The organism is Streptomyces sp. AMJ-169 (genome assembly GCF_055597585.1).
Map to the genome: position 1 here is coordinate 572,286 of NZ_JBVLTJ010000002.1, position 15,683 is coordinate 587,968.

Genomic DNA, 15,683 nt, shown 5'->3' on the forward strand with positions numbered 1-15,683 from the left:
CCCCAAGCCCGCCCCCAACCCCCCCTCCTCAGAAATCACCCCCACCCGCTCCACCGGCAGCACACTCGCACTCCCCAGCCCCGGCACCCCCACCCCGGCCAACAGCACCACCCCAACCGCCACCACCCCCTTCCCCCCGCCCCGCACTCCCCTCATCGCCGCCCCCACCCCCGCCGCCGCATCCCGAACATCGCGAGGCAGATCAAGAACCCGGACACCGTCAACCCCACCGCAACCAACGCCCACAACGAGTTCGGATCCCGGCTCCCACCCGTCGCCGGCAACTCACCCGACGGCGAGGGAGACGGCGACGGCGGCGTCAGCGGAACCGCCGTCGCATTGCAGTCCGCCGCAGTCGCCCCGGCAGGGCAGTTGCTGGCCCCAGGCCCCCCGACGACCGGTACGTCGACGGTCGTCCCGGGCGGCGGCGACGTCTTGTACGTCACCGTGAACGTGATCTTCGCCGGATGCGCGCAGTCCGCAGGCGCCGTGCCGGTCCAGCCGACCTTGCCGCCGCTGTAGGAGACGGTCCCCGTCGAGGCGCTCGCGTCCTGGTTGTACGTCGCGTACTTGAGGACCTGCGCGAGATCCGCCGACGCCGTCGCCCCGCTGTACGGCGAGCTGGTCGCGCTGCACACGGTGATCGTGTACGTCACCTTGTCGCCAGGCTTGGGATGCGGATTGTCGGTCGTGATCTTGACGTTGAGCTTGCCCTCGCTGACGTCGACCCTGAAGTCCTCGACCTGGCCCTCGCCGCCGTACCCGGTCGGCCGGGGGTCGGCCGGGAGGGCGCGCTGGAGCGGGATCGAGCGGAGCTTGCCGCCGACGCGGACGCTCACCGAGCGGCCGAGGGACTCACCGGCCGGCAGGTCCGGGTCGTGGCCCGCGGCGACCTGGTCGCCGTAGAGCCGCAGCCGCAGATACGTCGTGCCGGCCTTGGCGAAGTGGGCGTCGGGCCAGCTCAGGACCGTCGACTGGGTGCCATCCGGGATCTGGCGCAGGATGCGCTCGCTCTGGTCGAAGCGGCCGTTGAAGTCGTAGTCGAGCCAGGCCGCGAGCACGGCCGGTTTCCCGGTGGTGTTGGTGAGGTCGACGGTCGTCTCGTAGCCGGTGCCGCCGGAGTAGGCGACGGGGAGGCTGCGCGGGCCGCGGCCGCTCTCGTCGAGGCGCGGGCCGCCGGGGTGGCCGTCGGTGTCGGCGAAGGAGCCCTTGCCGAGGAAGAGGCCCGGGACGATCACGTGGTACGGGCCGTCCGAGGCGAGCAGCGTGCTGTAGCTGTCGGGGGCCTCGCCGAACTCGTACTCCGGCGCGGTGAGGGTCGCGCCGCAGCCGTCCGGGTAGCTGCCGTCGGCGGTGTTGCCGAAGCAGGTGGTGTTGGCGCTGGCGGCCGTGATCTCGTTGACGATCTTCCGGCTACCGGTCGTCGGGATCGCGTTCGCGCGGTAGGTGTACGTCACCGTCACCGTCGCGCCCGCCGCGATGTCACCCTTCCAGGTGAAACTGAAGGGGTCGCCGTCGGTGATCGTCCCCGAGGTCGCGGCCGGCGCGGTCACCGGCTGCCGGTTGAGCAGGCCCGCGCCCGAGAACAGCTGGTCGGTGAAGGTGGCGCCCGGGTAGTCCGCGCGGCTGTCGTTGGTGACGACGACCTTGTACGGCAGGTCGTCACCCGGCAGCGGGTCCTTGGCGTCGGTCGTCTTGACGATCTTCAGACGGGGAACCAGCGAGCCGGTCCCGTCCGTTCCCGTCGTACAGGCCCGGTCCGCCGAGCCCTCAGGGCAGTTGGTGCCGGGGACCGAGGAGACGACGGTGTTCTTGAGGCTGCCGTCGCCCTGGTCAGTGCTGGAGACGGTCACCGAGTAGGTGAGGGTCACCACCGAACCTGCCGGGACATCACCCGACCAAGTGAGCTTGGGGGTGGCCCAGCTGACGGTCCCCGAGCCGGCCGCCGCGTCCTCGTCGTACGCCGCGTCGTCCAGGACCTCCGTCAGATCGTCGGTGAGGGAGGCCTTCGGGTAGTCCGAGGTCGTCGGGTTCTCGATGGTCACCTTGTACGCGACCTTCTGGCCCGGCAGCGCCGCCGGGGTCGTCTGGGTCTTGGTGATCTTCAGGGTGGGGATCTGGCCGGACGTCGTCGAGCAGCCCGCGTTCGCGGCGGCCGTGCAGTTGTTGCCGGGCGAGGTGGAGGTGATCGCGTTGGCCAGGGTGCCGTTGCCCAGCTGGGCCGGGTCGGACTTCACCGTCACCGTGTAGGTGACCGTCGCCGAACCGCCGGCCGGGACATCACCGGTCCAGGCCAGCTTCGGGGAGACGTACGTCGTCGTCCCCGTCGAGGCGGTGGCGTCGTCGCCGTAGACCGCGTCGTCCAGGACGTCCGTCAGGTCGTCCGACCAGGAAGCGCCCTTGTACTCGACCGTCCCGGTGTTCTGGACGGTCACCGTGTACGTGACCTTCTGGCCGGGCAGCGGGGCCGAGGTGGACGACGTCTTCGTGATCGAGAACTGGGGGATGCCCAGGGCCGAGGCGCAGTCCGAATTCGTCGTCCCCGCCGGGCAGTTGGTGTCCGGGGTCGAGGTGACCTTGTTGGTGAGGGACTGGGTCGTGGTGGTGGGGTCGTTCAGGGTGACCGTGTAGGTCGTGGTCACCGTCCCGCCGACCGGGATGTCGCCGGTCCAGCTGAGCTTCGGGCTCGTGTAGCTGACGCTGCCGCCGGAAGCCCGGGCGTCGTCGTTGTAGACGGCGTCGGCCAGGACACCGGTCAGATCGTCGGACCACGTAGCCGCCGTGTAGGCCGCCGTCCCCGTGTTCTGCGCGGTGATCGTGTACGTCACCGTCGAACCCGGCGCCGCCGTCCCCGAGCTGACCGTCTTCCTCAGCCGCAGTTCGGGGATGCCGTTGCCCGGCTTGTCGCCGGTCGAGCACTCCGGACCGCGCTTGCCCGCCTGGCAGTTGGAGCCCGCCGGGCCGGTCACCGCGTTGGTGAGCTTCTTGTCGCCGGTGTCCGGGTTGTCGACGGTCACGCTGTAGGTGACGGTCACCGAGGCGCCGGCCGCGAGATCGCCGGTCCACTTCACGACCGGTTTCGCGTACGACACCGAACCCGCCGTCGCCGCCGCGTCGTCCCCGTAGGCGGCGTCATCCAGGACACCGGTCAGGTCGTCGGACCACGAAGCCCCTGGGTAGAGGGCCTTGCCGGTGTTCTCCACGGTCACCGTGTAGGTCACCTTCTGGCCCGGCACCGGAGTCGTCGAGGACGCCGTCTTCGTGATCGCCAGCGCCGGGACGCCGGCCGTCTTCGCCGGGCAGACGTGGCCGGGCGTGCCGTCGGCGCAGGTCATGTCGGACGTCCCGGTCACCGCGTTGGCCAGCTCCTTGTTCCCGGTGGCCGGGTCCTTGAGGGTCGCCGAGTAGGTGACGGTCGCCGTGTCTCCGGCGGGTACATCACCCGTCCAAGTGAGCTTGGGGGAGGTGTAGTTGACGGCGCCGAGGGTGGCGGAGGCGTCGTCGTCGTACACGGCGTCGTCGATGACGTCGGTCAGATCATCGGACCATGAAGCACCGCTGTACACCGCCGTGCCCGTGTTCTTCGCCGTCACCGTGTACGTCACCTTCTGGCCCGGCAGCGGGTTGCTCGGGGAGTACGTCTTGCTCAGGACCAGCTGCGGCGAACCCGTGCTGGTCTTGCAGGCCGGCGCCTCCTTGCCCGAGGCGCAGTTGGAGCCGTCGGGGCCGGTCACCTGGTTGGTGAGGATCTTGTTGCCGGTGTCCGGGTTGTTGACGGTCGCGCTGTAGGTGACGGTCGCCGAGGCGCCCGCCGCCAGGTCACCGGTCCAGCTGATCTGCGCGGTCGCGGAGTACGTCACCGTCCCGGAGGTCGCCGAGGCGTCCTGGTCGTACGTCGCGTCGTCGACGACGTCCGTCAGATCGTCGGTGAACCCGGCCGCGCTGTAGAGGGCGGCGCCGGTGTTCTTGACGGTGATCGTGTACGTCACCTTCGTCCCCGGCACCGGGTTCTTCGGGCTGACCGTCTTGCTCAGCGCGAGCTGCGGGACGCCGTCGCCGTCGCCCCCGCCGGTCGAACAGGCCGAACTCTGCTTGCCGGACTGGCAGTTGGAGCCCGCCGGGCCGACCACACTGTTGGCGATCTTCCCGTCCCCGGTGTCCGGGGTGTCGATGGTGACGCTGTAGGTGACGGTCGCGGAACCGCCGGCCGGGATGTCCCCGGTCCACTTCACGACCGGCTTGGCGTACGACACGCTGCCGCTGGAGGCGGAGGCGTCGTTGCCGTAGGCGGCGTCATCCAGGACACCGGTCAGATCATCGGACCAAGTCGCCCCGCTGTAGACCGCCGTACCAGTGTTCCGCGCGGTGACCGTGTACGTCACCTTCGTCCCCGGCGTCGGCCGGTTCGCGGACGCCGTCTTCGTGATCTCCAGCGTCGGGACGCCCGCCGGGACCGGCGCGCAGGCCGAGTCGGTGGAACCGGCGGCGCAGTTGGAGCCCGCCGGGCCGACGACCGCGTTGCTGAGCTTCTGGTCGCCGGTGTCGGGGTCGTTCACGGTGACGCTGTACGTCACCTTCGCCGAGGCCTTGGCCGCGAGATCACCCGTCCAAGTGAGCTTCGGTTCGGCGTAGTTGACGCTTCCGGCGGTCGCGGCGGCGTCATTGTTGTAGGCCGCGTCGTCCAGGACGCCGGTCAGATCATCGGTGAACGTCGCCCCCGGGTACGTCCCCGTCCCGGTGTTCTCCACCGTCACCGTGTACGTCATCGGCGAGCCGGGCTTGGCCACCTTCGGGCTGTACGTCTTGACGATCTTCAGGAAGCCGATGCCGCTGGAGGTGGCGCAGTCGGCGTCGGTCGAGCCGGACTCGCAGTTGGAGCCCTGGGGTCCGGTGACCTTGTTGGACAGCTTGCCGTCGCCGCTGACCGGGGAGTTGACGGTCACCGAGTAGGTGGTGACCGCCGACGCGCCCGCCGCCAGATCGCCGGTCCACTTCACGACCGGTTTCGCGTACGACACCGAACCCGCCGTCGCCGCCGCGTCGTCCCCGTAGGCGGCGTCATCCAGGACACCGGTCAGATCATCGGACCAGGTAGCGCCCTTGTACGTCGCGCTCCCCGTGTTCTCGACCGTCACCGTGTACGTCGTCCTCCCGCCCGCGACCGGGCTCGCCGGGGACGCCTTCTTGGTGATGTGCAGCTCGGGCAGGCCGTCGATGGCGGCCGAGCAGCGGTTGTCCGTCGAGCCCTTCTTGCAGTTCGAACCGGGCGGTCCGACCACGCTGTTGACGAGCTTGCTGTCGCCGGTCTTGGGGTTGTTCATCCTCATCGCGTACGTGACGGTCACGGAACCGCCGGCCGGGACGTCACCCGTCCACTTCACGTCCGGCCTGGCGTACGTCACCGTCCCGGCGGACGCCGTCGTCACGTTCGACCAGGTCGCGCTGTCCAGCATGTCGGTCAGGTCGTCGGTGAACGCCGCGTTCGGGTAGTCGGCCTTGCTGCTGTTGACCAGGGTGACCGTGTAGGTGACGGTGTCGCCGGGGAGCGGGCTGCCCGGGGAGACCGTCTTGGTCATGGTCAGCGAGGGGATGTCGTACGGGCCGGCCGTGCAGGCCGCGTCCGTCGAGCCCGCGCGGCAGTTGGCGCCGTCCGAGGTGGTGACCAGGGCGTTCTTGAGGGTCTGGTCGCCGGTGTCGGGGTCCTTGAGGGTGATCGTGTAGGTGGTGGTCGCGGTCGCGCCGACGGCCAGGTCGCCGGTCCACTTCAGCGTGGGCGAGGTGTACGACACGCTGCCGCTGGAGGTGGTGGCGTCGTTGCCGTAGTCGGCGTCGTCGATGACGTCGGTCAGGTCATCGGACCACATAGCCCCCGTATAGGCGGCCGTCCCCGTGTTCTCGACGGTCACCGTGTACGTGACCTTGTCGCCCGGCTTCGGGGCCGTCGAGGAGGCCGTCTTCTTCATCGTCAACTGCCGCACCGGCACCGGAGTTTGATCACCGCAGGCGGTGTCGGTCGACCCGGTCGCGCAGTTCGTGTCGGTCGTCGAGACGACCTTGTTGACCAGCTTCTTGTTCCCGGTCAGCGGGTTGGCGAGCGTCACCGAGTACGTGGTCGTCGCCTTGGCGCCGGAAGCCAGATCACCGGTCCAGGTCAGCTTGGGGGAGGTGTAGGAGACAGAGCCGTCCGTCGCCGAGGCGTCGGCGTCGTACGTCCCGTCGTCGATGAGGTCGGTCAGATCGTCGGACCAGGTCGCGCCCGGGTAGGCCGCCGCGCCCGTGTTCTGCGCGACCACCGTGTACGTCACCTTCTGCCCCGCCGCCGGGTTCGCCGGGCTGAACGTCTTGGTGAGCTTCAGCTGGGGCACGCCCGCGCCGGGCTCGCCGCCCGTGGAGCAGGCCGGGTCGGTCGAACCGGCCGCGCAGTTGGAGCCCGCCGGGCCGGTCACCGCGTTGACCAGCTTGCCGTTGCCGGTGTCCGGGGTGTCGACGGTGACCGAGTAGGTGACGGTCGCGGTCGCTCCGGCGGCCAGGTCGCCGGTCCAGCCGACCTTGGGCTTCGTGTAGTTGACGGTCCCGCTGGTCGCCGAGGCGTCGTCGCCGTACGCGGCGTCGTCCAGGACGTCCGTCAGGTCGTCCGACCAGGAGGCCCCGGTGTACAGCGCCGTGCCGGAGTTGGTCGCGGTGACCGTGTACGTCACCTTCTCGCCCGGCTTCGGGTTCGCCGTGGACGCCTTCTTCGCGAGGGTCAGCTGGGGGATGCCGTCGCCGGTCTTGTCACCGGTCGAGCACTCGGGCGCCTTGCTGCCGGAGCGGCAGTTGGAACCGGCGGGGCCGGTCACCGCGTTGGCGAGCTTGCCGTTGCCCGCGAGGGGCTTCTTGACGGTCACCGAGTAGGTCACCGTCGCGGTCGCGCCCGCCGCGAGGTCACCGGTCCAGGTCAGCTTGGGCGACGCGTACGAGACGCTGCCGGAGGAAGCCGCCGCGTCGTTCCCGTAGGAGGCGTCGTCGATGACGTCCGTCAGGTCGTCGGACCAGGAAGCGCCCTTGTACGCGGCCGTCCCGGTGTTCTCGACGACCACCTTGTACGTCACCTTCGAGCCCGGCGTCGGCCGGCTCTCCGAGGCCGTCTTGGTGATCGACAGGGTGGGCACCCCGGCCGGGGTCGGCGCGCAGGCCGGGTCGGTGGAGCCGGCGGCGCAGTTGGAGCCGGCGGGGCCGACGACCGCGTTGCCGAGCTTCTTGTCCCCGGTGTCGGGGTCGTCGACGGTCACCGTGTAGGTGACGGTCGCGGTCGCGCCCGCCGCCAGGTCACCGGTCCAGGTGAGCTTGGGCTTGGTGTAGTCGACCGTCCCGGTGGTCGCCGACGCGTCCGCGTTGTACACGGCGTCGTCCAGGACCCCGGTCAGGTCGTCGGTGAAGGAGGCCCCCGGGTACGTCCCCGTCCCGGTGTTCTCCACGGTCACCTTGTACGTCAGCGTCGAACCCGGGGTCGCCGTGTCCGGCTCGTACGTCTTGGTGAACTTCAGCGTGCCGACCCCGCTGGAGGTCGAACAGCCGGTGGCCGTCGCGCAGTTGGAGCCGGCGGGGCCGGTCACCGCGTTGGTGAGCTTCTTGTCCCCGGTGTCGGGGGCGTTGACGGTCGCGGAGTAGGTGGTGACCGCCGACGCGCCCGCCGCCAGATCGCCGGTCCACGTCACCTTGGGCTCGGCGTAGGAGACGGTCCCTGCGGTCGCGGAGGCGTCCTTGCCGTACGTCGCGTCGTCCAGGACGCCGGTCAGGTCGTCGGACCAGGTCGCGCCCGCGTAGGCGGCCGTCCCGGTGTTCCGCGCGGTGACCGTGTACGTCACCTTCGTCCCCGGCACCGGGTTCGCCGGGCTCACGCTCTTGCTGAGCGTCAGCTGGGGGATGCCGTCCCCGGTCTTGTCACCGGTCGAGCACTCCGAACCCTGCTGGCCGGAGCGGCAGTTGGAACCGGCGGGGCCGGTCACGGCGTTGGCGAGCTTGCCGTTCCCTGCGAGCGGCTTCTTGACGGTCACCGAGTAGGTGACCGTCGCGGTCGCGCCCGCCGCGAGGTCGCCGGTCCACTTCAGCGTGGGTGACGTGTACGAGACGCTGCCGCTGGAGGCGGTGGCGTCGTTGCCGTAGTCGGCGTCGTCGATGACGTCGGTCAGATCATCGGACCACGCAGCCCCTGTATAAGCGGCCGTCCCCGTGTTCTCGACGGTCACCGTGTACGTCACCGTCGCCCCCGGCACCGGCCGGTTCTCGGACGCCGACTTCACGATCTCCAGCGTCGGCACCCCGGCCGGCGCCGGCGAGCACGCGCTGTCGGCCGAACCGGCGGCGCAGTTGGAACCGGCGGGCCCGACCACGGTGTTGGCCAGCTTCTTGTCCCCGGTGTCCGGGTCCTTCACGGTCACGCTGTAGGTGACCGTCGCGGTGGAACCGGCGGCCAGGTCACCGCTCCAGGACACCTTCGGCGAGGCGTACGCCACCGCGCCCGCCGTGGCCGACTCGTCGTCGTTGTAGTCCGCGTCGTCCAGGACCCCGGTCAGGTCGTCGGTGAAGGAGGCCCCCGGGTACGTCCCCGTCCCGGTGTTCTCGACGGCCACCGTGTACGTGATCGTCGCCCCCGGCGTCGCGACCTTCGGGCTGTAGCTCTTGGTGAACTTCAGGAAGCCGATCCCGCTGGTGTGCGAGCAGTCGGCGTCGGTCGAGCCGGACTCGCAGTTGGAGCCCTGGGGTCCGGTGACCTTGTTCGCGAGCCGCCCGTCGCCGCTGACCGGGGAGTTGACGGTCACCGAGTAGGTGACCGTCGCCGAGGCGCCGGCCGCCAGATCACCGGTCCACTTCACGACCGGTTTCGCGTACGACACCGAACCAGCGGTCGCCGAAGCGTCGTTCCCATAAGAGGCGTCATCGAGCACGCCCGACAGGTCGTCCGACCAAGTGGCGCCCTTGTAGGCGGCGTTGCCCACGTTCTCGACGAGGACCGTGTATGTCACCTTCCCGCCCGCTACCGGGCTCGCCGGGGCGGCGCTCTTGGTGATGTGCAGCTCGGGGACGCCGCCGACGTCGGCCGAGCAGCGGTTGTCGGCCGAGCCGGACTTGCAGTTGGAGCCGGCCGGTCCGACGACCGTGTTGACCATCTTGCCGTCGCCGGTCTTCGGGTTGTTGATCTTCAGCGCGTAGGTGACGGTCACGGTCGCGCCCGCCGCGACGTCACCCGTCCACCTCACGCTCGGCGCGGTGTACGTCACCGTCCCGGCGGACGCGGTCGTCACGTTCGACCAGGTCGCGTCGTCCAGGATGCCGGTCAGGTCGTCGGTGAAGGAGGCCCCTGTATAAGCGGCCTTGCTGTCGTTCACCAGCCGGACCGTGTAGGTGAGGGTGTCGCCGGGCAGCGGGGCGGCGGGGGAGACCGTCTTGTACATGGTCAGCGAGGGGATCGCGTACGGGCCCGCCGTGCAGGCCGCGTCCGTGGAACCGGACTCGCAGTTGGCGCCCGGGGAGGTGCTGACCAGCGTGTTCTTGAGAACCGCGTCCCCGTCGTCCGGGTCGCTCAAGGTCACCGTGTAGGTCACCGTCGCGGTCGCGCCCGCATCGAGGTCGCCGGTCCACTTCAGCGTGGGTGACGTGTACGAGACGCTGCCAGAAGAAGCCGCCGCGTCGTTCCCATAGGTGGCGTCGTCCAGGACGTTGGTCAGATCGTCGGACCAGACAGCCCCTGCGTAGGCGGCCGTCCCCGTGTTCTCGACGGTCACTGTGTAGGTGACCTTGTCCCCGGGCTTCGGGGCCGTCGAGGAGGCGGTCTTCTTCATCGTCAACTGCCGCACTGGCACCGGAGTTTGATCACCGCAGGCGGTGTCGGTAGACCCGGATGCGCAGTTCGTGTCGGTCGTCGAGACGACCTTGTTGACCAGCTTCTTGTTCCCGGTCAGCGGGTTGGCGAGCGTCACCGAGTACGTGGTCGTCGCCTTGGCGCCGGAAGCCAGGTCACCGGTCCAGGTCAGCTTGGGGGACGCGTACGACACGGACCCGCTGGACGCCGACGCGTCCGCGTTGTACGTCCCGTCGTCGATGAGGTCGCTCAGATCGTCCGACCACGTGGCCCCGGTGTAGGTCGCCGCGCCCGTGTTCTCGGCGACGACCGTGTAGTCCACCGTCTGCCCCGCCGCCGGGTTCGCCGGGCTGGACGTCTTGGTGAGCTTCAGCTGGGGCACGCCGTCCCCGGCGTTGCCGCCGGTCGAGCAGGCCGCGTCCTTCGTACCGGAGCCGCAGTTGGAGCCAGCGGGCCCGGTCACCGCGTTGAGCAGCTTGCCGTCGCCCGTGTCGGGGCTGTTCACGGTCACGCTGTAGGTGGCCGTCGCCGTGGCCCCCGCGGCCAGGTCTCCGGTCCAGCTCAACTTCGGCTTCGTGTACGTCACGTCACCCACAGTGACAGAAGCGTCGGAGTTGTACGTCGCGTCATCCACAACCCCGGTCAGATCATCGGACCAGGTTGCCCCCAGGTACGCCGCGGTTCCCGTGTTCGTCGCGGTGACGGTGTACGTCACCTTCTCCCCGGGCTTGGGATGCGCGCTGGACGCCGACTTGGCGATCTTCAGCGCCGCGACGCCGTTCGTCGTCGTACAGGCCGCGCAGTCCGCGTCGGTGCTGGAGGTGATCCGGTTGACCAGCTTGTTGTTCCCGTTGTCGGGGTTGTCGACGGTCGCGCTGTAGGTGATCGTCGCCGTCGCGCCGGCGGCCAGCGAGCCGCTCCAGGTCAGCTTGGGGCTGACGTACGAGACCGAACCGGCCGTCGCCGAGGCGTCGTCGCCGTACGTCGCGTCGTCGAGGACGTCCGTCAGGTCGTCGGTGAAGCCGGCGCCCGTGTAGGTGGCCGTCCCGGGGTTCTTCACGGTCACCGTGTACGTGACCTTCTGCCCCGGGTGGACCGTCCCGCCGGCGTCGCTCGCCTTGCTGATGGTGAGGCGCGGGACGCCGCCGCCGTTGTCGTCGGAGCAGGCCGAATCGGTCGACCCGGAGGCGCAGTTGGTCCCGGGCGCGCTGATCTTGTTCCTCAACACCTGGTTCCCGGCCGGGGGTTGGCCGACCTTCACCTGGTAGGTGACGGTCACCGTCGCGCCCGCCGCGACCGCGCCCTTCCAGGTGAGCGTCTTCGCGGCGGCGTCGTACGTCCCCGTCCCGCCCGCCGGGGCGGACGTGACCGATCCGGCGACGAACGTCGCGTCGTCCACGACGTCGCTCAAGTCATCGGTGAAGACAAAGGAGTTGGCGTCCCCGCTGCCGGTGTTCCGCATCGTGACCGTGTACGTCACCGTCTGCCCGGCCTTCGCGGGGCGCGGCGCGGAGGTCTTGCTCAGCTGGACGCTCGGCCCGTTCGTGACGACCGAAGCGGTGCAGGACGAGGCGCAGTTGGTGTCCGTGGTCCCGCTCGCCGGGGTCACCGTCGCGGTGTTGGTCTGGTTCCCTGCGGTCGAGGAGGACACCGTCCCGCTGACCGTGTAGGTGATCGTCCCGCCCGGCGCGACCGTCGGCCGGTCGGAGATGTTCCCGCTCCCGGACGCCGCCCCGCACGAACTCCCGCTGCTGGCCGCACAGTTCCAGCCGAAGTTCGAGAACCCGCTGGGCAGCGTATCCACGACGGTGGGCGAAGTCGCGTTGGAGGGACCGGAGTTCTTCACCGTGACGGTGTAACTGAACGTCTCCCCGGGCTGGTACGACGTCGCGGAACCGGTCTTCGTGATGGCCAGGCCCGTCTTCGCCGCCGTCACCGAGGGCGAGGACGACGTGGAGGTGTTGTTACTGGTGTCGGGGTCGGGCGTGGTCGTCGTGGAGGTCGCCGTGTTGGCGATGTCGGAGCCGTTGCCGGTGTAGGCGGGGTCGACCTTGACGGTGATCGTGAACGTCTGGCTGGAGCCGTTGGCCAGCGACGCGATCTGCGGGCACGTCACGTTCTGCCCCGCCGCCGTGCAGCCCGACGCCGACGACACGAAGCTCAGCCGGGCCGGGAGCGTATCGGTCACGACGACCGAACTCGCCGCCGAGGGACCGTTGTTGGTGACCTTCAGCTGGTACTGGAACGTCTCGCCGGGCGCGATCGGCGTCCCCGTGTTGGTCTTCGTCGTCGCGATGTCGGCAGCGATCGGAGTGACCGTCGTCGAGGCGCAGTTGGCGGGGTTCGCGGTGGTGCAGGGGCTCGGGTCGGTGCCGTCCGAGGTCGCCTGGGTGACCGCGTTGGTCTGGGCCGTCGTACTGCTCATCCGCGCGGTGATCTTCAGCGTCGCGGACTTGCCCGCGGCGACCGAACCCGCCTTCCAGACACCGGTCGTCGGGGTGTAGGCGCCGGAGGAGTCGTCGCTGACGTAGGTCAGGCCGCTCGGGAGCTGGTCGGTGAGCTGGACGTTCGTCGCGTCCGAGGGGCCGTTGTTGGTGACGGTGACCGTGAAGACCGTGTTCTCGCCGTAGTTGACGTTCGCCGGGCTCGAAGTCTTCGTCAGGGAGAGGTCGTTGACCGCGCCGGAGGTCTTCACCACCGCGTCCGCCGTGTTGTTGGCGGCGACGTTGTCGTTCGGCCCGGACACCACGATCCCGCCGGCCTTCGTCAGCGTGCTGTTCGGGGGCGCGCTCGGCGAGACCAGCACGCTGATCGGCAGGTTGACCGAGGAACCGTTGCCGAGCGAGGCCGCCGGGACCGTACAAGTCACCACGGTGCCATCGGAGTTGGCGGTGCAGCCGGAGGGCTGGGTGCCGGACGCGGTGACGTTCGCCGGAAGCGTGATGGTGACGGTCGCGTTGCCCTGCGCGTCGGCGGGCCCGTTGTTCTTGACGACCACCGGGATCGTCGTCTTCTGCCCGGGCGCCACCGTCCCGCCCTGACCGCTCGGCGTGACGTCGAAGTCGTCCTGCGCGACGATCGGCGGCGGCGCCGAAGTCGCCGTGTTGTTCGCGGTGTTGGGGTCGGTCGTGGACGAGGAGACGGTCGCGGTGTTGCCGATGTCGGAGCCGGTGCCCTTGTAGGAGGAGGCCAGCTTCACGGTGATGGTCCACGTCTGCGTGGCCCCCACCGCGAGCGAGGCGACCGTCCCGCAGGTCACGCTCTGCCCCGACGCCGTACACCCCGAACCCGACTGGAACGTCACGCCGTTGGGGAGCGTGTCGGTCATCGACACGCTGGAGGCGACCGACGGCCCGTTGTTGGTGGCCGACAGCGTGTACGTGTACGTCTGTCCCGGCGAAACCGTCGCCGTGGACGCCGACTTGGCCGCCGACAGGTCCGCCCGCGGGCTCGCCGGGGTCGTCGCCGTCGCCGAACAGCTCGTGCCGCACGCCGTGTCGCTGACGCCCGAGGGCGGGGTGACGGTCGCGGTGTTGCTCAGCGCCGCCGTCGCCGTGCTCGCCGTGTTGCCGGTGACCGTGTACGTCGCGCTGCCGTTCGCCGCCAAAGTGGCCGTCGTGTTAAGGGAGTTGCCGCTTCCGGAAGCCGCTGCGCAGGAGCTGCCGGTGGTCGCCGAACAGGTCCAGGTCACGCCGGTCAGGGCCGCCGGAACCGTGTCCGTCACGGCCGCGTTGGCCGCCGGGGCCGGGCCCGCGTTGGAGACGGTGATCGTGTACGTGACCTTGGCGCCGGGGACGTACGGGTTCGGGGACGCCGTCTTCGTCACGCTCAGCTTGGTCTGCGTGACCCACTGGATGACGACCGCGCCGTTGCCGCCGCGCTGGGAGTCCGCGCCGCCGACGCCGACGCCCGACGGGTACTGCGCCGACCCCGTGCCCGCCGCCGCGCCGCCGGTGTTGTTGGCGGTCGGGCTGGAGCCGTTCGCCGTCGAGGCGTTGCTGACCCCCGAGCCGCCGATGTACCCGGAACCGCCGCCGCCCGGACCGTTGTACGCGGTCCGGGGCCCCATCAGCTGGCAGGAGCCGCCGCCACCGCCGTAGTAGCCGCCGCCGCCACCGCCGCCGCCCTCGCCCTCCCGGCCGCTGACCGCGCCGAAGCCGTTGCCGCCGTACCACTGCCGGCCCGCCGTGTTCGCGGTCGTCGCGCACTGCGAGCCGCCGGTGCCGTTCGTGGCCGCCGTGCCGCCCGCCGACTGCGTGCCGCCCTGCCCGGAGAGGGAGGGCTGTCCGTCGCCGCCGCCGTTCGTGCCGCCGCCCGCGCCGGGGCGCGGGTTGTTGGTGTCGGCGCCCGGCGAGGCGCCACCGCCGCCGCCCGCGATCAGCAGCGGGGTGCCGAAACTGGCGCCGTTCCACAGCGCGGACATGCCGCCGCCGCTCGCGCCGACCGCGCCCGAGGTCTGCGTCCAGCCGCCGGCGCCGCCGCCGCCGTACGTCACCGCGGTCGAGTTGACCGCGCCGCCCTGGCCGGCCATCACCGTCAGGGACTGGTTGGGGGTGACCGCGACCGTGCCGGTCGTGTAGCCGCCGGCGGCGCCGCCGACCTGGCCGGTGTAGTAGGTCGCGTTGTCACCGCCGCCGCCGGCGCCCCAGAGCTGGAGGTTCAGGCTGCTGACGCCGGCGGGGACGGTGAAGGTCTGGTCGGCGGCGGTGTAGCTGAAGAGGGTGCAGTTGGTGAAGCCGGAGGAGGGGGTGCAGGAGGTGGCTCGGCGGGGGGAGTTGGGGGTGGTGTTGGGGGCGTGGGGTGGGGTTGCGGGGAGCTTTTTGCCGGGGGCTTTGGGGGAGGCGTTCGCGGAAGGGTCTGCCGATGCCTCGCCGGAAGGTTTCTCGGAGGCTTTCCCGGAGGGTTCGGCGGAAGGTTTCCCGGAAGATTCATCGGAGGCTTTCCCGGAGGGTTTCTCAGAAGGTTCCCCGCCGGCTTCCTCCCCGGCCTTCCCCTCCTCCGACCCGAACGGGCCCGCCAGCACCAGCCCCTCCGGCGCCCCCTCCGTGACGGTCAGCTCGATCGTCCGGACCGGCTTCGTGAAGACGAGGTCCGCGCCTCGGGCCCGCCGGTCGAAACGGTTGTCGCGGCGGGCCGCCGCCTCCCCGCCCCCGGCGGCGAACACCGCGTCGGCCCCGTCCCCCAGCACCGAGACCCACGCCGGCCGGGCCTCGGGGAGGGTGAAGGTCACGGTGTAGGGGTGGCCGTCGGCGGCGGCGGGGAGGCGGATGCCCTGGGCGGCGGCGCGGCCGGAGATCTCGCGGGGGAGGCCGGTGGTGCGCCAACGGGGGCGGGGGGTACGGGACTTGGCGTCGGGGGACGATTCTGTCGTGGGCGCCGGGTCCGCCGTAGGCGTCGATTCTGGCGTAGGCGTCGGTTGCGGCGTGCCCGTCGGGTCCGTCGTACGCGGCTCCGCGCGGCGTTGGCCCTCGTGGGTGCCGGAGGTGAAGGTCACGCGGTGGCCGGCGGGGTCGGTCAGGGTGTCGTCGAGGGTGCCCGACGAGCCGGCCGGCCAGTCGGCGAGGAGGGTGGGGCCGCCGAGTCCGAGGGAGTCACGCAGACCGGTCGGCTCGCCGAGGGCGGGGGCCGTGCCGAGGGCGAGGAACAGCACGACGAGTGCGGCGAGCGTGCGTCCGGGCCAGCTGGTGTACTTCTCGAACATCGGACCCCTGCCGTAAGACCTGTGACATGCGTAAAGCTGACGACTAGTCAGCAGTCGGGGTATTTACAGAATCTGAACGTATTGATCATGAGAGTCCGATTAATCCCTCATCTGGGTGTCAGGATCACCGTGTCGCGGGAG

1 protein-coding gene is annotated in these 15,683 nt (G+C 70.4%); it reads right to left on the reverse strand.

The window, feature by feature from the left end; all coding sequences use genetic code 11:
• Nucleotides 1–152: 152 nt before the first annotated feature.
• Entirely contained in the window at nucleotides 153–15,542 is a 15,390-nt protein-coding gene (locus ACYUD3_RS07185) for a DUF7927 domain-containing protein (protein WP_470965415.1), read from the reverse strand.
• Nucleotides 15,543–15,683 lie beyond the last annotated feature (141 nt).